Source organism: Curtobacterium sp. TXMA1, from assembly GCF_020162095.1.
Classification (GTDB): domain Bacteria; phylum Actinomycetota; class Actinomycetes; order Actinomycetales; family Microbacteriaceae; genus Curtobacterium.
In genome coordinates this window covers 686,338-705,385 of the sequence record NZ_CP083910.1, presented here as the reverse complement: position 1 = coordinate 705,385, position 19,048 = coordinate 686,338, and the positions used below count along the sequence as shown (strand labels likewise).

The window sequence follows — 19,048 nt, the reverse complement described above, 5'->3', positions numbered from 1 at the left end:
AGAACCAAGCGCTCCTGAGCGACCGCACAGGGAACGTGAGTACGCGTCGGACGGGAGGCGCGGTCCGGGCCCGCCACGGCCCTCCCGTCCAGTGGATGGCAGGGCACACGAGACGCACAATGCGCGACCGTTCTCGCGGCTCGCGCCCCGAGGGGTGTCGCTGGGCGCGAGACCCGCGGTGGGTGGCGCGTCAGCGCGGGTCAGCGCGTGGGCGCGGCGGCCACCGATTCGGCGGGGCGGAGCACGCAGGGCAACAGGAAGTGCGGGAGCTCGGTCGACGTGCCGTCGAGGCGGTCGATCAGCGCGTCCGCGGCACGGACGCCGAGCTCGCGACCGGGCGCGATCATCGTCGACAGCCGAGGGTGGTGCTGGTCCCCCGCTGCGGCGGAGGACGCGATGCTCAGCACCGAGACGTCGTCCGGCACGCGTCGACCCGCGGCGTACAGACCGACCAGCAGGCCCGCAGACGAGTCGTCCTTCATGACGAGCACCGCGGTGACGTCGGGGTCCGCCTCGAGCAGGCGCCGAGCCGCGTCGCGGCCACCCTCGCTGCCGGGGCCGGCGTACACGACGGTGCCCGCGCAGCCACGCTCGACCACCGAGCGGCGGAAGGTGTCCTCGACCCGCAGGTGCGGCGCGTACCCGGCCATCGGTGTGTCCTCGAGGTTCTCGAGCACGAGCCCGAACCGCCGGTGCCCGAGGCCCTGCAGGTGGTCGAGGCCGTCCTCGATCGTGGTCTCGAAGTCGATGTCGACGTACGGCAGCTCGGCGGCGTCGCGCGTCCGGCCGATCAGGGTGAACGGGACCCCGAGCTCCGACAGCTTGACGACGCGCGGGTCGTCCATCCGCACCTCCATGAGCACGACGCCGTCGACGAGGCCGCCGGAGACCAGGTCGTCGAGGTCGTCGCCTGCCGGGTCGACCGGCCAGAGCACCAGGTGGTACCCACGCTCGGAGGCCCGCTCGGCGGCGTTCATGAAGAACTCCGACGTGGTCGGGCTGAACCGGTTGCCCGTGGTCGGGAACAGCAGCGCGACGATCCGGGTCCGTCGACTCGCGAGCGCCCGCGCCACGACGTTGCCGCGGAACTTCAGCTCGCGCATCGCCGCGGTGACCTTCGCCGTGGTCGCCGGCGTGACGTACTTCGTGCCGTTCACCACGAACGACACCGTCGCGATGGAGACGCCGGCACGGTCGGCGACCTGCTGCATCGTGGCCATCGGAGCCTCCTGATCGATCGGTACCGCCTGAGCATAGTCCCGCAGCGAAAGCAGAAAAGCGCTTTACAGGTAAAGCGCTTTCCTGCTAGCTTCTCGCCCCAGGACCACCGCGACGACGACGTCAGTGGAGTCGACGCACCGTGTCCTTCCCCGCATCCGCGAAGAGAAGAGCAGTGCAATGAAGCCTGGTTTCCGCTCCACGTCCCGCCGGGGCCGCGCCCTCGTCGGCGCCGCCGCGATCGTCGCGACGGTCCCCCTCGTCCTGACCGGGTGCTCCGGCGCCGGCAACGCGTCGTCGTCCGGCGGCGGTGGGAAGACCCTCACGATCGAGGACTACTACGACGCGAACTACGACCCCGTGTACCAGCAGTGCGCGAAGGACGTCGGCGTCGAGGTGAAGATCAACCACGTCGCCGGTGCCGGCCTCATCTCGAAGGTCCTGCAGCAGGCGTCGTCGCGCACCCTGCCCGACGTCCTCATGCTCGACAACCCCGACGTGCAGCAGATCGCCGCCTCGGGCGCACTGTCCGACCTCGCCGACTACGGCCTCGACGCGGACGACGACGTCCCCGGCGTCAAGGGCGCGAACACCTACGAGGGCAAGCTCTACGGGCTGCAGCCGAACACGAACTCCATCGCGCTGTACTACAACAAGAAGCTGCTCGCGGACGCCGGCGTCCAGCCACCCAAGACGTGGGACGAGCTCAAGGAAGCGGCGAAGAAGCTCACGAACGGGTCGACCTACGGCTTCGCGATGAGCAACATCAACACCTACGAGGGCACCTGGCAGTTCCTGCCCTTCTTCTGGTCGAACGGCGGCGACGAGAAGGACATCGCGACGCCCGAGGCCGCACAGGCGCTGCAGCTCGTGCAGGACCTGCAGGACGACGGCTCCATGTCGAAGAGCTCGATCAACTGGGCCCAGGCCGACGTCAACAACCAGTTCATCGCCGGCAAGGCCGCGATGATGATCAACGGTCCGTGGCAGCTGCCCGCCCTGAAGAAGGCGAAGGACCTGGAGTTCGACAGCGTCCCGATCCCGACCCGCACCGGCTCCGAGACCGTCGCGCCGCTCGGTGGCGAGGCGTTCACCGTCCCGCAGACGGGCAACGAGGACACCATGCAGCTCGCCGGCAAGTTCGTCGGCTGCCTGAACAGCGACAAGATGCAGGCCGTCCTCGCCGGGGTCAGCGGCAACGTGCCGACCAACCTCGAGGTCGGCAAGCAGTGGGCCGCCGACCACGCCGACGTCGCGTCCTTCGTCACCACGGTGCAGACGGCCCGCGCCCGCACCGGCGAGCTCGGACCGGACTGGCCCAAGGCCGCCACGAAGATCTACACCGCCGTCCAGCTCGCGCTGACCGGCAAGGCCGACCCCGAGCAGGCGCTCGAGCAGGCGCAGTCGCAGAACCAGTAGCGGATCCGGGGAGCCGGTCGCGCGACCGGCTCCCCGCCCCCGACGGAAGGACCTGACATGAGCGCCTCCACACAGATCCGGTCCCGGGCGACGACGCCCGCGGCCCCCGCCCGCCCCGGACAGCGCCGCGCGCGCCTCCGGTCGTCGATCACCCGCTGGCTGTTCGTCGTGCCGGCCGCGGTGTTCGTCGCCGTCTTCTTCGGCTACCCCGTGGTGAAGAACGTCCTGATGTCGTTCCAGGACTACACGACGAAGACCTTCTTCACCGGCGAGGCCCCCTGGGTGGGTCTCGCCAACTACGTGTCGGTGTTCACGAGCGCCGTCTTCACCACGAGCGTCGTCAACACCGCGCTGTTCACCGCGGGCTCGATCGTCCTGCAGTTCGTGCTGGGCCTCGGCCTCGCGCTGTTCTTCCGGCGGCACTTCCCGCTGTCGGGCTTCCTGCGCGGCCTGCTCCTCCTGCCGTGGCTGCTCCCCCCTCATCGCCTCGAGCGCGGTGTGGAAGTGGCTGCTCGACCAGGACAGCGGCGCCCTCAACCAGCTGCTCGGCGTCGTCGGCATCGGCCCGGTCCCGTGGCTGGTGAGCCCGAGCCTCGCGCTCATCGCGGTCATCGGCGTGAACGTCTGGCTCGGCATCCCCTTCAACACGACCATCCTGTACAGCGGGCTGCAGTCGGTCCCACCGGAGCTCTACGAAGCGGGTGCCCTCGACGGCGCGACCGGCTTCAAGGCCTTCTGGTACATCACCTGGCCGAGCATCCGTTCGGTCGTCAGCGTGGTCATCGTGCTCGGGGTGGTCTACACGTTGAAGGTCGTCGACATCATCCTCGGCCTGACCGGCGGCGGACCCGCGAACTCGACGCAGACCCTCGCCACGAACGCCTACCACCAGTCGTTCATCAACTTCCAGTTCGGCATCGGAGCCGCGGTGAGCAACGTGCTCATCGTCGTCTCGTTCGTGTTCGCGATGGTCTACATCGCCATCTCCCGGAAGGCGGTCGACGAATGAGCGTCGGACTCGCGAACCAGACCGTCACCGTCACCCGTGCGATCACGACGAAGCGGAGCGCACGAGCACCCCGGCCTCGCCGGACCGCCGGGGGTCTGCCGTTCACCATCCTCGGGATCGTCTTCCTGGCGATCATGGTCTTCCCCGTCTACTGGATGGTGAACACCAGCCTGCAGGCCACCTCGGGCGCCGCCACCGCCACGTGGTTCCCGTGGAACCCGACGTTCGCCGGGTACCGCACCGCCTTCGCCCAGCAGGGGCAGAACTTCGTGTCGAGCATGATCATCGGGCTCGGCACCGTGGTCCTGACGCTGGCGATCGCCACCCCGGCCGCGTACGGTCTGGCGCGGTTCCGGATGCGCGGCACGAAGGTGTTCCTGCTCGTGCTGCTCATCACCCAGATGATCCCCGGCATCGTCATCGCGAACGCGCTCTACACGCTGTTCAACAACGTCGGCCTGCTCAACAGCTACGTCGGGCTGATCCTGGCCGACAGCGCCGTGCAGGTGCCGTTCGCGATCCTGCTCATGCGGGCGTTCATGGAGTCGATCCCGCCGAGCCTGGTCGAGGCCGCGCTCGTCGACGGCGCGAACGACCTGCGCGCGTTCATCTCGATCGTGCTCCCGATCAGCCGCAACGCGATCGTCACCGCGGCACTGTTCACGTTCCTCGGCGCGTGGGGCGACTTCCTCATCGCCCTCACGCTCACCTCGACCGACGCGGTCCGCCCGATCACGCTCGGCATCTACAACTACATCGGCTCGAACGTCACCGACTGGGGGCCCGTGATGGCCACGTCGGTCCTCGCGTCACTGCCCGCGGCCGTGCTCCTCATCGTCGCCCAGCGCTACATCTCCGCCGGTGCCCTCGGCGGCGCGGTCAAGTGACCACCGTCCACGCCGAGCACCCCGCCACCCCTCCAGGAAGGCCCACACCATGACCACCACCCCGCTACGCATCACCGTCTGGGGCGAGAACGTCCACGAGCAGGTCGAGCAGCACGTCGCCGAGCGCTACCCCGACGGCATGCACGGCGCGATCGCCGACGGCATCCGCGAGAACCTGCCCGACGCCGTCGTCCGCACCGCCACCATGCAGGAGCCCGAGCACGGGCTGTCCGAGGCCGTGCTCGCCGAGACCGACGTCCTGACCTGGTGGGGGCACGCCGCCCACGCCGACGTCGACGACGCCGTGGTCGACCGCGTCCACAAGCACGTGCTGTCCGGCATGGGCCTGGTCGTCCTGCACTCCGGCCACTGGTCGAAGATCTTCGGCAAGCTCATGGGCACCACCTGCACCCTGCGCTGGCGGAGCGAGCACGACCAGGAGCTCGTCTGGACGGTCAACCCGCAGCACCCCATCACGCGGGGCGTGCCGAACCCGATCGTCATCCCCGAACAGGAGATGTACGGCGAGTACTTCGACGTGCCGACGCCCGACGAGCTCATCTTCATCTCCGGGTTCACCGGTGGCGAGGTCTTCCGCAGCGGCATGACCTACCGCCGCGGCCTCGGGAAGATCTTCTACTTCTCGCCCGGCGACCAGGACTTCCCCGTGTACCACCACCCGGACGTACGACGCGTCGTCGCGAACGGGGCCGAGTGGGCGCGACCGGAGCGCGAGCGTGAACTCCCGACCCTGCGCCGCTACGACCTCGGCGAGTACTTCGAGGGGCAGCACTACCGCGGCCCGTTCGATGACGCCCCCGAGGACGGGGCGACGACCGACGCCCCCGAGGACGAGGCGACCGCCGCGACCGCCGAGGCCCGCGCATGACCGAGCACGCCCCGCTGCGGGTCGTGCAGGTCGGCGCCGGCGGGATGGGCCGCGCCTGGCTCGGCACCGTCGCCGCCGACCCGGACGTCGAACTCGTCGGCGTCGTCGACCTCGACCTCGACGCCGCACATGCCGGGGCCGAGCTCGCCGGCGCCCCGACCGTCCCCGTCGGCCGTGACCTGCCCGCGCTCCTGGCGGAGACCGGTGCCGAGGCCGTGCTCGACATCACGGTGCCGGTCTCCCACCACCCGGTCACGATGGACGCCCTGCACGCCGGGCTGCCCGTCCTCGGTGAGAAGCCCGCGGCGCAGACCGTCGCCGAGGCCCTCTCCCTGGCCGCAGCCGCCGAGGCCACCGGGCAGCTGTTCATGGTGTCGCAGTCGCGTCGGTACAACGACCAGCTCGTCGCCTTCCGGCAGCACGTGCGCGCGCTCGGCGGGGTCGGCAGCCTGAACACCCGCTTCGCGAAGGCCCCGCACTTCGGCGGCTTCCGCGAGGAGATGGACGACGTGCTGCTCCTCGACATGGCGATCCACGCGTTCGACTCCGCCCGGTACGTGCTCGAGCGTGAACCCGTGTCGGTGTACTGCGAGTCGTGGAACCCGTCGTGGTCCTGGTACCGGGGGGACGCGAACGCCGCCGCGGTCTTCACCTTCGAGGACGACGTCCGCTACGTCTACGACGGCTCGTGGTGCGCACCGGGCGACGAGACGTCGTGGAACGGCGACTGGCGGGCGACCGGTGCGTCGGGCTCGGCGGCGTGGGACGGCGACCACGACCCGTCGAGCGTGATCGACGACGCCCCCGGCACGCCGGCAGGTGCGCCGGGTGTCGGTACCGAGATCGCCGGGGCGCTCGCGTCCTTCGTCCGGGCGGTCCGTACCGGGACGACGCCCGACGGCGAGGTCCACGGCAACGTGATGAGCCTGGTCATGGTCGACGCGGCGATCGCCTCGGCGCGCTCGGGACAGCGGGTCGTGGTCGACGACGTGCTCGAGCAGGCGCACGCGACGGCGCTCGAGGTCGAGCGGGACGACGCGGTCCGCGAGCGGCTCGCCGCGTGGGGGTCGGTCCGGCAGGCGCTCGCCTCCGCGCCGGACCGGACGCCAGCGGGCTGACGCGAGCACGCGTCGGATCGCGGCGCGGGCCCGGACGGGATCGGGCGTACCGGGCAGAACCGCGCGTACCGGGCGGGATCGGACGTACTCGGTGGGATCGGGCGTACTCGGTGGGATCGGGCGTACCGAACAGAACCGCGCTTACCAGGTCGTTCGTTCCGACCAGGTATGCGCGATTCCGCTTTCCACTCCATGCGTGATGGGAAGGATCGGGCACGCGACGCAGCACCCGCCGGCCCCGCAGCCGCTGTGCATCACCCCGCGCTGACCCGACCGGCCGCACGCCCGGACGCCCGGACGCATCCGGGAAAGCGACAGGATCGCGCGAACGGTTCGCGGGATCCTGTCGCTGTCGGGGAACGGACGACCGGGGCCGCAGCCGCGCGCACGGTGAGCGGCGGTCAGCGCGGGATGACCGAGAACATGAACCGCTTCCGGATCATGTACGAGACGAGCAGGATCAGGACGGTGTGCGCCGCGAAGCCGATCCACCCGTTGAACCAGTCGACGCCCGGGATGGACGCGATGGCCAGCGCGAAGAACACCTGCCAGACGAAGACGTAGAGGCTCGCCTGGCCGATCGGGATCCACAGCCACCCGATGACGGCGTTGATCGGCTTCCAGAACACGGTGAGGATCGCGTACGACACGATCGCGAAGAACGCGATGTCGACCAGACGTCCCCACTGGAGGTCGACGCGCTGGTAGGCCGTGTTGTACAGGTCGTCGTACATCGACGCCGGGAAGGGCGCCGGGGTGAAGCCGAAGTGGTCCCCGGCCCAGACGTAGACCAGGAACAACGCGTAGCCGGTGACGCCGATGCCGATCAGCACCTTGCCGAGCCGGCCGGTCAGCGCGCCGATGACCTGCCGCCGGTAGTAGCCGAGGACGAGCCCGTGCGTGAAGACGACCTGCCAGGTGAGCAGCGGGAACACCGACTCGAACTGCGAGTTCAGCGGCCGGAGCTCGGGCACCAGGGCCTGGAGCACGTACAGCCCCCAGCTCACGACGAGCAGCGCCCACCAGAAGCCCCGCTTGATCACCCACATGCAGAGCGGGATGAACAGGCTGAGCACCACGAAGAGGCCCATGATGTTGAACGGCCACGGCCCCATCTCGAGCAGCAGGAACTGCCGGATCGCGAACCAGGGCGGCGGGTACGCCAGGAGCTGCATCGCATTCGGGTACAGGTCGTAGACGCGGCCCTCGGCCCCGACGCCCCCGGTGCCGGTCCCCCGGTCGGTGAAGGTCGTGATCGCGTCCGTGTTCAGGAACGGCACGAAGCTCAGCGCGAAGACGACCAGGATCACCGCCAGGGTGACGAGGTACTGCTTCCGTGCTCGCTTCCACGCGCCGACCGCAGCGACCCACTCGCCGAACTTCTTGATCGCGAAGGGGTAGGTCATGCCGAGGACCATGCCGGACAGGAACACGAACATCTCCGCGCCGGTGATCGCACCCGTCGCGTGCAGCGTGATGTACGAGTACGGCCCACCGATCTCGATGTGCGTGATCACGACGGCCAGGATGATGAAGCCGCGGAACAGGTCGAGGCGCAGGTCGCGCCCGGGCTTGCCGTCGTCGGGGTAGCGCCAGCTCGGCAGCAACCGCCCGACGAGTCCGCTGAGCAGGAACGCTGCCGCGAGACCGAACGCGCACCAGACGATCCACGCCATCTGGTCGCCGCCGGTCTCGTACTGCTGGCTGATCGCCGCCGCGCCCTCCTGCTGCGTGACGCGTTCGGTCACGGGCCCGAAGACGAAGTCCCCTGCCTGTTCGAGGTCCGTCCGGAAGGACCCGGCGATCCCGGGATCGGCCGTGTCCCGCCAGTCGGCGACACGGTTGCCGGCCTCGGGCTCGCGACGGTTCGTCTCGAGGAACGTCACGCCGCGGACCTCGGGGTGGTCCTGCACCGCGGCGATGACCTGCCGCCACCACGCCTGCTTCACCGACAGCTCGGCGGCACCACGCAGCGAGTGGTCGTACAGGGCGCCGGTGTCGAGCAGCATCGGGCGGTCCTCGCCCTGCGCGAAGCGCTCGGTGAAGGTGCCCTCGGTCTGCGGCTGCTCGTAGCCCCAGGTCTCGTCGAAGCGTGCGGCGACCTCGCCGTCCTGCGGGACCTCGTTGCTCGTCAGCGGGACGTCGCGACCGGCGGCCTCGGTCGCCTTGCCCTTGCCGAAGGAGAACATCGACAACCCGACCCAGTCGACGCTCGCAGCGCCCGGCCAGTACGGGCCGTAGGGGTCGTCGGCCGCGGTGAGTCGACCGTCGCCGTTCGTGTCGAGCTTGGCGACGTCGGTGTCCGACAGGTCCTGCAGCCGTCCGGCGGACTCGCCGAACGGGTAGCCGGCGCCGTACGAGGGCGACCAGACCATCGCCGCCGCGGAGTCGCCGGCGTGCACGGCCGCGGCGAGCGTCCGGAACGCCGACACGTACGCGGTCGGCTGCTGCCCCCACCGCACCCACGTACCGTTCATCTGCGGCGCGAAGCGCACGAGCAGCTGGGTGTCGTACTGCCGGTGGACCTCCTCGAACAGCCGGTTCGCCGCGGTGGCGTCGGCCTTCGTGAGGGAGCGCAGCGAGCGCGAGGGCTCCAGGCTCACGGCGAGCACCGCACCCTGCGTCGCGGCGGCCCGGGTCGCGCGGAGGAACTCGTCCCGCGCGCTGCGGTCGAAGGGGTACTCGATCTCGACGCCGTAGACCGACGGTGTCGCGCCGAGTCGGCCCTCGTAGCCGTCCGGGGCGTCGCTCCCCCAGTCGAGGTCGGGGCCGAACCAGACGCGCCCGTCGGACGGCGTCTCGCCCGCGCGGCTCGGGGCGGAGACGGCCGACGCCGGCAGCGCACCACCGAGCAGCAGCGTCCCCACGACGACGAGGAACGCGACGGCCTTCGCCAGCGCGCCCCTCACCGGTTGCACGCCAGGGTCCAGACGTTCCGTCCACCGGTGTGCTCGTGCTCGAGGCGGTCGAGCGCGGCGAGCGCGAGCGCGAGACCGCGACCGCTCTCCTCGTCGGGGTCGGCCATCGTCACCGCGGACAGGTCGACGTCCGCAGGGCGTCCGTTGTCAGCGAGCACCGCGACGAGTTCGCGGTCGGTCGCCGAGAGCGTGACCGAGTACCCGCGCCCCGCCTCGACGTCGGTGCGGCGCGTGTGTTCGACGATGTTCGCGGCGATCTCGGCCAGGGCGGTCTCGAGCGAGAAGCGGAGCCGGACGTCGTCGATTGCCAGTGAGTCCCACCAGGCGCCGAAGCGGTCCTGCACGACGTCGAGCGACTCCGTGACGGCCGGGACCTCGAAGGTCAGGTGGTGGTCGGTCACAGGGGGCCTCCTGCCGTCGAGGACACGTGCTCGGACTGCGCCGTCCCCGCCTCGGGTCCGCGGTAGAGCACCGCGCGGACGACGATGCTGAAGATGAAGAGGTCGAACACCACCCACGCGGTGTTCACGAGCGGCGCAATGCCGTCGGCCTGTCCGGTCGCGTAGCGGATCGCGATCAGCACGAGGGCGGCGACGAGCGCTCCCATCGCGTACAGCTGCGGCTTGACGAGGTCCCACCGCGGTCGCTGGTCCGACTCCTCGCGCACCTTCGGCGTCACCCGGAAGCCGAGGGGCTTGCCACGGAAGACGTTCTCGAACGCGCTCGTGACGGACTCGATCCAGACCGGGAAGAGCGCGAGCGAGTACTGCTGGCCGCGCCACGTCGGTCTGCCCGCCGCCACCACCCAGAACAGCAGTTGGTTGAGCACGAGGAACGGGATGAGCCGCACGAAGAAGTCCACGCTGTAGGCCTGCACCGGCACCACGCCGAACGACAGGCAGAGCACCGGTGCCGCGATGTAGACGATCGCCGCGAAGCCCGACAGGTAGCTCCACATCGTGGAGAAGTACATGAGGCGCTGGCCCCACGACAGGCCCTTCTGCACCAGGGGGTTCTCGCGGAAGAACACCTGCATGGTGCCCTGCGCCCAACGGAGACGCTGCACGAGCATGGTCGGCAGGTCCTCGGGCGCCAGGCCCTTCGCCAGGATCTCGTCGTGGTAGGCCGACCGCCAGCCGAGCCCGTGCAGGCGCATCGCGGTGGCCATGTCCTCGGTCACGGAGATCGTGGCGAGCGGCATGATCGGCTGCGCCTCGTCGTCGCGGTTGACGTCGAGCGCGCGGGCCAGCACCGCGATCGACTCGATGGCGGCCACGGGCGAGGCCTCGCGGCGGCCCAGCACGTCGAGGGCCGCGTCGTCGAGCCCCGCGAACGTGTCCGCCTCGGTCGACATCGCGGCGAGCTCCTGCAGGTCGCGACGCACCGACTCGAGGTCGGCGGCCGCGAACCGGTACGCGATCGCGTCGATACCGCGCTGGAAGTCGTAGGTGACGTCGCCGAGCGGTTCACCGCGGTCGATCTGGTCACGGGCCCGGTCGACGACCTGCTCGGCACCGTCGAGCGCGTCGAGCACCCGCGGGTCGGTCTCGGTCTCGCGGGCGCGTGCGAGCAGCTTCCGCGAGGTCTTGATCGTCCGCTCGACCGACTCCTCGACCTCGCGCACGTACCGGGTCACGCCGAGCTGCATGAGCGCCTCGCGCCGCAGGATCGCGTTCGAGCCGCAGAAGAACGCGGCGTTCCAGCCGTCCTTCGACTGCTGGATCGGACCGTAGAACAGGGGCGCCTGGCTGCCGAGCAGGTCGGCCTCCGGCACGTTCTCGAACCACTGCGGCGTCTGGACGAGCGCCATCCGCTCGTCCTTGAAGTAGCCGAGGGTGCGGTCGAGGATCGACGGCTCGGGGACCTGGTCGGCGTCGAGGATGAGCAGGAACTCGCCCTGGGTGGCGAGCAGCGCGTTGTTGAGGTTGCCGGCCTTTGCGTGGCGCGGCCGGTCGACCCAGTCGGCGCCGCGTGTGATGACCCCGATGCCGAGCGACTCGGCGGCGGCGCGCATCTCCGGCCGGTTGCCGTCGTCGAGGATCCAGGTCTGGTGCGGGTGCGTGATCGCCTTCGCGGCCCGGGCGGTGCGGACGACCAGGTCCACCGGCTCGTTGTAGGTCGTGATGAAGACGTCGACGGTGACGTCACCGGCGGGCTTCGTCGGCGGTTCCCCGCGCTCGCGGAGCCGCCACGCCCCGAAGGCGAACAGGAGCGAGTCGATCACGCTGTAGGTCTCGGCGAGGATCAGCGGCACCGCGATCCACCACGAGTGCCAGTTCACCGACGCGGCCCACCGCCAGACGATGTAGTTCACGCCGGCGATCGACGCGAGCAGCGCGACGGTGCGCACGGTCACGAGCCGCCTGGTCGCGGTGCCGGTGGTGAGTCGGCGACGGTCCTGACGGCTGACGTCGAGCGCGGTCATCGGCGTCCTTCCTGCTGCAGCCGGCCAGCGCTGGGTGAGTGCGCCGTACCGCCCTGTCTACCGCAGGCGGCCGTCGCTGTCAGCCAGACGCCCCGATCGGGGGATGAGAACGGCTCAGCGGGGGTCCGCCAGCCCCAGGTCGTGCGCCAGGCGGACGACGACCTCGTCGAAGTAGGCCTGCGGATCGGTCACCGAGCCGACCGCGTGGCCGAAGAGCTCGAACGACAGGACGCCGAACACCGTCGTCCAGGCCATCAGGGTCCGCAGGACGACCTCGGGCGACGGGTCGTCGTGGAAGCCGCGCGCCCGCGTGTAGGCGACCGCGTCGGCGACGGAACCGGGCGCCCCGGGTCGTGCGCCGATCGACGGGCCGGCACCGAGCCTCCAGTCCGGCGGCAGCTCCGACCCGGCGACGTCCGCCCACGCGTCGGTGACCACGCGGACGAGCACGTGTGTGGTGCGCGAGGCGGGCTCGATCGTGTCCTGCGGCGCGACGTAGCCCGGGACGGGCGAGCCGTACAGGAGCGCGAAGTCGCCGGGGTGGCCGATCGCCCACTGCCGGACGGCGCGGCAGGCGGCGACCCACCGGCCGACGTGGTCGGCACGGTCGACCGGCGCCTCGGCCGCCTCGACCGCGGCACCGAGCTCGTCGTAGTCGAGCACGAGCAGAGCGGTCAGCAGGTCGTCGCGGCTCGGGAAGTACCGGTACACGGCAGAGGACACCAGGCCGACGTCCCGCGCGACGGCCCGCAGGCTCAGCTGCGCCGGCCCCTCCTCGGTGAGGCGGGCGCGCGCAGCCGTGAGGATGCTCGCGTGCACGGCCTCCCGTGCCAGGGACCGCGCGGTCCTCGCCTGCTCCGCCATGTCTCCAGCGTGCCACGGGAGAGCACCGACCACAAACGAGAGCACTGCTCTTGCAATGGTCGCGGCAAGGCCGCATGATGACTTCCGAGAGCAGTGCTCTCCCGAACTCAGGAGGAACCATGTCCCGTCACCACGTCGTCGTCGGAGCCGGCCCGGTCGGCCGCCACACCGCGGCGCTGCTGTCCGAGCGCGGCGACGAGGTCGTCGTCGTCACCCGCTCCGGACGCGACACCGGACTGCCCGGCGTCCGGCACGTCGCACTCGACGCCGCCGACGCGGACGCGCTGACCACCGTCACGGACGGCGCCGCCGCACTCCACAACTGCGCCAACCCGGGCGACTACACGCAGTGGGAGCGGGTGTGGCCGCCGCTGGCGTCCTCGCTCCTCACCACCGCCGAGCGGACGGGCGCCGTGTACGCGATCACCGGGAACCTGTACCCGTACGGCCCGGTCGACGGTCCGATGCACGCCGACCTGCCCGACGCCGCGACCGACCACAAGGGCGTCCTGCGGGCGCGGATGTGGGCCGATGCCCTGGCGGCGCACGAGGCCGGTCGCGTCCGCACTGTGGAGGTCCGCGGCGCCGACTACGTGGGCCCGGGCACCGGGGACAACGGGCACGTCACCCGCGTGCTGCCGACCGCGATGCGCGGGAAGCCCGTCACCGTGATCGGGCGGTCCGACCAGCCGCACTCGTACACCGACGTCGGCGACGTCGCGCGGCTCCTCGTCGCCGCCGCGGACGACGAGCGGGCGCACGGCCGGACCTGGATCGTGCCGACCAACGCGCCGCGGACCCAGGAGCAGGTCCTGACCGACGTGCTCCGGACGGCCGGTCGACCTGCCGTCCGGGTGCGCTCGCTGCCGATCGGTCTGCTCCGCACCGTCGGCACGGTGGTCCCCTTCATGCGTGAGGTCGCGCAGCTCGGGTACCAGTGGTCGGCGCCCTACGTCGTCGACGACGCCGCGACGCGGGCGCACTTCGGGTTCGGTCCGACGCCGTGGGACGAGGTCTGCCGGCGCACGGTCGACGGACTGGCTGCCTGAGCAGGCCGGACGGGAGGCGCGACCCGCCCCCGGCAGGTCGGCGCACGCCCACCCGTGGCCGGCCGCAGGACCGAGCCGGTCACGCGGTCGCGTCACGGAGCCACCGGGTCGACCTCCTCCGCAACCGTGCGTGGCGCGGTTCGCGCGCCGCGCGGCCGTCAGTGGCGCGGCGCGCGCCGGGCGGCCGTCAGTGGCGCGGCTTGCGCGCCGGGCGGCCGTCAGTGGCGCGGCTTGCGCGCCGGGCGGTCGTCGTCGTAGCGAGGACGGTCGTCGCGCCGGTCGTCACGGCGCGGACGGTCGTCGTCGCGACGCGGACCACGGTCGTCTCGACGAGGGCCACGCGGACCACGGTCGTCGCGGTCGTACCGGCGGGCACCACCGCGGCGGTCCGGCTTGATCTCGATGAGCTTCCCGCTGATCCGGGTGTCCGACAGACGGTCGAGCACGCCGGGGTCCATGCTCTCGGGCAGCTCGACGATCGAGAAGTCCGGTCGGATCTGGATCGCGCCGAAGTCGTCGCGGCGCAGTCCGCCCTCGTTCGCGAGCGCGCCGACGATCTGGCGCGGCTCGACCCGGTGCCGTCGACCGACCTCGATGCGGTACGCGGTCATCGGCTGCGAACGGCGCGGCCCGCGGTCCTCGCGGCCACCACGGTCGTCGTCCCGGTCACGGCGCTCACCACGACGACCGTCGCGGTCGACCTGGTTGCGGAGCTGGTCCTCGTTCGGGTCGAGCAGCAGCGGCGAGTCGCCCTGTGCCACCACCGCGAGCGCAGCCGAGACGTCCTCTGCCGGGACGTCGTGGTTGCGGACGTAGTGCGCGATGACGTCGCGGAACTTCTCGATGCGGTCCTGCTGCTCGAGCGCCGCGGTGATCGCGTCGTCGAAGCGGCTCAGGCGCGTCTCGTTGACGTCCTCGATCGTCGGGAGCTGCATCTGCGTGAGCGGCTGCTTGGTGTGGCGCTCGATGGCCGAGAGCAGCCGGCGCTCGCGCGGGGTGACGAAGCTGATCGAGTCGCCCTTGCGACCCGCGCGACCGGTGCGGCCGATGCGGTGGACGTAGGACTCGATGTCGACGGGGATGTCGAAGTTCACGACGTGGGTGATGCGGTCGACGTCGAGACCACGAGCGGCGACGTCGGTGGCGACGAGGATGTCGAGCTTGCCGGACTTGAGCTGGTTGACCGTGCGCTCGCGCTGCGCCTGGGCGACGTCACCGCTGATGGCCGCGGCTGCGTACCCGCGGGCACGCAGCTTCTCGGCCAGGGTCTCGGTCTCGCTCTTGGTGCGGACGAAGATGATCATGCCCTCGAAGTCCTCGACCTCGAGGATGCGGGTGAGCGCGTCGACCTTCTGCGGGTACGACACCATCAGGTACCGCTGCGTGATGTTCGCAGCGGTCTTCGTCTTGGTCTTGACCGTGATCTCGGACGGGTCGGTCAGGTACTGCTGCGAGATGCGACGGATCTGCGCGGGCATCGTCGCCGAGAACAGTGCGACCTGCTTGTCGTCGGGCGTCTCGGCGAGGATCGTCTCGACGTCCTCGGCGAAGCCCATCTTGAGCATCTCGTCGGCCTCGTCGAGCACGAGGTACTTCAGCTCGGACAGGTCGAGCGTGCCCTTGGCGATGTGGTCCATGATGCGACCGGGCGTGCCGACGACGACGTCGACGCCGCGGCGCAGCGCGGACAGCTGGACGCCGTACGCCTGGCCGCCGTAGACGGGCAGGACGTGCACGTGCTTCATGTGCGACGCGAACTGCTCGAACGCCTCGCACACCTGCAGCGCGAGCTCGCGGGTGGGCGACAGCACGAGCGCCTGCGGCACCTTGCTGCCCGACTCCATGCGGGACAGGATCGGCAGCGCGAACGCCGCGGTCTTGCCGGTACCGGTCTGCGCGAGGCCGACGACGTCGCGCCCCTCGAGCAGCGTCGGGATCGTCGCTTCCTGGATGGCGGAGGGGGTCTCGTAGCCGATGTCCTTGACGGCCTTGAGCACCGGGTCGCTCAGGCCGAGGTCGGCGAAGGTCACCACGGGCCCCTCGTCGGTGGTCTCGGTGGTGGTGGCGGTGTCCGTGCTCATGCGGAAACGGTACCTCGGACAGCGGACGTCCGCTGACGCAGACAGGTGCGCAGTGGACGGACGGGAGGCGCCTGGCGGGGCCGCCACGCGCCTCCCGTCCGACCCGTATTTAGTTGCAATCCGGAACCATCAGATGTATCGTTGCGCGGTCTGCAAAGTTACACAGTACGAAAAAGGAGTTCGATGACCGCCACCGCACCCGTCTCGGTGCAGCCCGGCCGCCACGGCGCCGGGGCCGACGCGGCACCCGGAGTGTCCGGAGCACCCGGCCAGCAGCCGCTCATGACGCACCGCCAGATCCTCCTGGTGATCTACGGCCTGATGGCGGGCATGTTCCTGTCGTCCCTCGGCCAGACGGTGTTCGGCACGGCGATCCGCACCATCGGCGACGACCTGCACGGTCTCGACCAGCAGGCGTGGGTGACCACCGCCTACCTGATCACGTCGACCATCGCGACGCCGATCTACGGCAAGCTCTCCGACATCTTCGGCCGTCGACCGCTCTACATCTTCGGCATCGTCGTGTTCATCCTCGGCGCCGTGCTGTCCTCGATGTCCACCTCGATGCTCATGCTCGCGGCCTTCCGCGCCGTGCAGGGCATCGGCGCCGGCGCACTCATGTCGCTGCCGCTGGCGATCATGGGCGACATCCTCGCTCCCCGCGAGCGCGCGAAGTACCAGGGGTACTTCCTCGCGGTCTTCGGCATCTCCTCGGTCATCGGCCCGCTCATCGGCGGTCTGCTCGCCGGCTCGTCCGAGATCCTCTGGATCACCGGCTGGCGCTGGGTGCTCCTCATCAACGTCCCGATCGGCGTCGCCGCGCTGATCATGGTGATCGTCTTCCTGCACCTGCCGAAGGTGCACGGCACGGGCGACAAGCCGAAGGTCGACTGGTGGGGCGCCGCCGCGGTCATCGTCACCCTCGTGCCGCTGCTGCTCGTCGCCGAGCAGGGCCGCACCTGGGGCTGGGGCTCCCCCGCCGCGATCGCGAGCTACGTGATCGGCGCGCTCGGGCTCGTCGCACTGCTGCTCGTCGAGTCGAAGATGGGCGACGCGGCGATCATCCCGCTGAAGCTCTTCCGCTCGGGCACGTTCTCGATGGCGACCGTCATCGGCTTCCTGGTCGGCTTCGCGATGTTCGGCGCCATGCTGACCATCCCGCTGTACCTGCAGATCGTCGTCGGCCTGACCCCGACCGAGTCCGGCTTCGCCACGCTGCCGCTCGTCGGTGGCCTGATGATCGCGTCGATCACCTCGGGTCAGATCGTCGCCCGGGTCGGCCGCTACCGGATCTTCCCGGTCATCGGCACCTTCCTGGTGTCGGCCGGCTACGTCGTCCTGACCTTCATGACGATCGACAAGCCGCTCTGGTTCCTCATGATCGGCATGTTCCTCATCGGGCTCGGGCTCGGCTCGGTCATGCAGTCCCTGACCCTGGCCTCCCAGGGCTCGGTCGAGGCCCGGGACATGGGCGTCGCCACGTCGTCGGCCACGTTCTTCCGGCAGATCGGCGGCACGCTCGGCACGGCCGTCCTGCTGTCGGTCCTGTTCTCGGTGATGCCGAACAACATCCTGAGCGCCACCGCGAACCAGGCCGACCTGAAGCCGGCGCTGTCCGCGGCACTCGACCCGTCCGTCGCGAGCAAGCCGGCGAACCAGGGCGCGATCGAGAAGATCTGGGCGCCGATCACCACCCCGCTCCAGCAGACCGTGCAGTCGCAGCTCGACGACGCGTCGGCACAGGCGAAGCAGGCGGCCGACCAGGCCGTCACGCAGCAGGTCACCGCAGCCGTGCAGCAGCAGGTCGCCGCGGGCACCGTGCCCGCAGCAGCCGCGCAGGGCGTCATCGACCAGCAGGTCGCGTCGGCCACCCCGGGCGCCGAGTCCGCTGCCCTCGAAGCAGTGGCGGAGCAGGCCCACGCGAGTGTGCAGGACGGCACCGTGTCCGTCGACTGGTCGAACGCCTCGCAGCGGTCGTACTGGGTGGACGAGCTCACGCCGGCGCTCGCGAAGAAGATCGACGACGGTGCCAGCTCGGACTCCGCGGCGACCAGCACGAACGACACCTCGTTCCTCACCGGCGCCGACAGCCGCCTCACCCGGCCGTTCATGGCGGGCTTCAACGCCTCGTCCGTGACGATCTACTGGGTCGGACTCGGCGTGATCCTGCTCGCCTTCGTGCTCACGTGGTTCTTCCGGGTGCCGCCGCTCCGCCAGCGCTCGGCGCTGCAGGAGCAGCACGATGCCGCCAACGGGTCGTCGTCCGGCGACGAGGACGGTTCCGCGCCCTCGGCCGAGGCCGACCTCGAGGCCCGTGCCGGACTCGCCGCAGCCGAGGCCGGATCGTTCACCGGGCCGATGACCGGCTCCACGCCGACCCAGCGTCGGTGACCCCCGGCCGCCCGCACCCCGCGCCGGGGTGCGGGCGGCCTCCCCGCGTCGGGCCCGTCCGGCGCAGACGACCCGGCCCCGGTGGACACGGCGGCCGCCCAGCACCCCAGGAGTGCACGTGAGCACCACAGCAGCACCGGAGCCGGCCACCGCGCCGTGCACGCTGCGCGAGCGGAAGAAGCAGCAGACCCGGCAGGCGCTCCACGACGCCGCCCTCACGCTCGTGTCCGAGCACGGCCTCGACGGCGTCACCGTCGAGCAGATATGCAGCGACGCCGACGTCTCTCCGCGGACGTTCTTCAACTACTTCACGTCGAAGGCGCACGCCGCGCTCGGCCTCGACACCGTCGAGGTGCCGGAGTGGGCGGCGACGCGCTTCGCCGAGGCGGACGGTCGGCTCGTCGACGACCTGTGCGTCCTGATCGCCGCGACCGTCCCGCTGTCCCAGGACCGCCGCCGGATGAAGGAGCTCCTCGTCCTCCGTCCGGAGATGGCGCCGATGGTCATGCAGTGGATGGCCGAGTCGCGGCAGTCACTCCTGGCCACGGTGTCGGCGCGCACCGACGAGCAGACCGCGCGAACGGCCGTCGGGCTCGTGCTGTCGGCACTGTCCGAGGTCGCACACCGGGACACCGTCGGCGACAGCGACGAGCTCGCGGCGAAGCTCCGGTCCGTCGTCGCCGAGATGGGCGCGATCGCCGCCGGCTGAGACGGGCCCCTCGATCCGAGACGCCGCGGAGGGCTCCAGACGCAGCCGCGCGCTCGAGCCGCCGACGCTTC

General features: G+C 70.7%; 13 protein-coding genes and 1 pseudogene. 8 read left to right on the top strand and 6 right to left on the bottom strand.

What is annotated here, in order from left to right; translation table 11 throughout:
• Positions 1-200 precede the first annotated feature (200 nt).
• On the bottom strand, positions 201-1,220 hold the full coding sequence (locus tag LCG91_RS03455; RefSeq protein ID WP_224442498.1) for a LacI family DNA-binding transcriptional regulator: 1,020 nt from the start codon (positions 1,218-1,220) through the stop codon (positions 201-203).
• A 178-nt stretch (positions 1,221-1,398) separates the two neighbouring features.
• Between LCG91_RS03455 and LCG91_RS03450 the strand changes: the two genes are divergently transcribed.
• From LCG91_RS03450 to LCG91_RS03430, 5 genes and pseudogenes are all read left to right on the top strand, one after another.
• Positions 1,399-2,637, top strand: a complete 1,239-nt coding sequence (locus LCG91_RS03450; protein ID WP_058748949.1) for an ABC transporter substrate-binding protein — start codon at positions 1,399-1,401, stop codon at positions 2,635-2,637.
• A 57-nt stretch (positions 2,638-2,694) separates the two neighbouring features.
• Positions 2,695-3,646: pseudogene (locus LCG91_RS16500) on the top strand (carbohydrate ABC transporter permease).
• A complete protein-coding gene (locus LCG91_RS03440) occupies positions 3,643-4,533 on the top strand; it encodes a carbohydrate ABC transporter permease (RefSeq protein WP_058730050.1) in 891 nt (296 codons plus the stop codon). Before LCG91_RS16500 ends, LCG91_RS03440 begins: the two are co-directional and overlap by 4 nt.
• Before the next feature lie 49 nt (positions 4,534-4,582).
• Complete coding sequence (locus tag LCG91_RS03435; protein ID WP_224442496.1) at positions 4,583-5,422, top strand: ThuA domain-containing protein; 840 nt, start codon at positions 4,583-4,585, stop codon at positions 5,420-5,422.
• Positions 5,419-6,540, top strand: coding sequence for a Gfo/Idh/MocA family protein (locus tag LCG91_RS03430; RefSeq protein ID WP_224442495.1), 1,122 nt, complete (start codon positions 5,419-5,421; stop codon positions 6,538-6,540). Before LCG91_RS03435 ends, LCG91_RS03430 begins: the two co-directional genes overlap by 4 nt.
• A gap of 401 nt (positions 6,541-6,941) precedes the next feature.
• Here the strand turns inward: LCG91_RS03430 and opgC are convergent, their stop codons facing one another.
• The 4 genes from opgC to LCG91_RS03410 all read right to left on the bottom strand — a co-directional run bounded on the left by opgC (position 6,942) and on the right by LCG91_RS03410 (position 12,747).
• Entirely contained in the window at positions 6,942-9,458 is a 2,517-nt protein-coding gene (opgC, locus tag LCG91_RS03425) for an OpgC domain-containing protein (protein WP_224442494.1), read from the bottom strand.
• Complete coding sequence (locus LCG91_RS03420; RefSeq protein WP_224442493.1) at positions 9,446-9,859, bottom strand: ATP-binding protein; 414 nt, start codon at positions 9,857-9,859, stop codon at positions 9,446-9,448. The genes opgC and LCG91_RS03420 overlap by 13 nt, the downstream gene beginning before the upstream one ends.
• A complete protein-coding gene (locus LCG91_RS03415; RefSeq protein ID WP_224442492.1) occupies positions 9,856-11,883 on the bottom strand; it encodes a glycosyltransferase in 2,028 nt (675 codons plus the stop codon). Before LCG91_RS03415 ends, LCG91_RS03420 begins: the two co-directional genes overlap by 4 nt.
• Positions 11,884-11,997: 114 nt before the next feature.
• Positions 11,998-12,747 (bottom strand): TetR/AcrR family transcriptional regulator, encoded by a 750-nt coding sequence (locus LCG91_RS03410; RefSeq protein ID WP_224442491.1) that lies wholly within the window; start codon positions 12,745-12,747, stop codon positions 11,998-12,000.
• A 119-nt stretch (positions 12,748-12,866) separates the two neighbouring features.
• Between LCG91_RS03410 and LCG91_RS03405 the strand changes: the two genes are divergently transcribed.
• Positions 12,867-13,796, top strand: coding sequence for an NAD-dependent epimerase/dehydratase family protein (locus tag LCG91_RS03405; RefSeq protein ID WP_058748942.1), 930 nt, complete (start codon positions 12,867-12,869; stop codon positions 13,794-13,796).
• A 218-nt stretch (positions 13,797-14,014) separates the two neighbouring features.
• Here LCG91_RS03405 and LCG91_RS03400 read toward each other — a convergent pair whose 3' ends face one another.
• Positions 14,015-15,877 carry a DEAD/DEAH box helicase gene (locus LCG91_RS03400; RefSeq protein ID WP_224442490.1) on the bottom strand — a complete coding sequence of 621 codons (1,863 nt, stop codon included), beginning with the start codon at positions 15,875-15,877 and terminating at the stop codon, positions 14,015-14,017.
• A 183-nt stretch (positions 15,878-16,060) separates the two neighbouring features.
• Between LCG91_RS03400 and LCG91_RS03395 the strand changes: the two genes are divergently transcribed.
• On the top strand, positions 16,061-18,268 hold the full coding sequence (locus LCG91_RS03395) for an MDR family MFS transporter (RefSeq protein WP_224442489.1): 2,208 nt from the start codon (positions 16,061-16,063) through the stop codon (positions 18,266-18,268).
• A gap of 118 nt (positions 18,269-18,386) precedes the next feature.
• Positions 18,387-18,977, top strand: a complete 591-nt coding sequence (locus LCG91_RS03390; RefSeq protein ID WP_058730040.1) for a TetR/AcrR family transcriptional regulator — start codon at positions 18,387-18,389, stop codon at positions 18,975-18,977.
• The last annotated feature ends 71 nt before the right edge of the window (positions 18,978-19,048 follow it).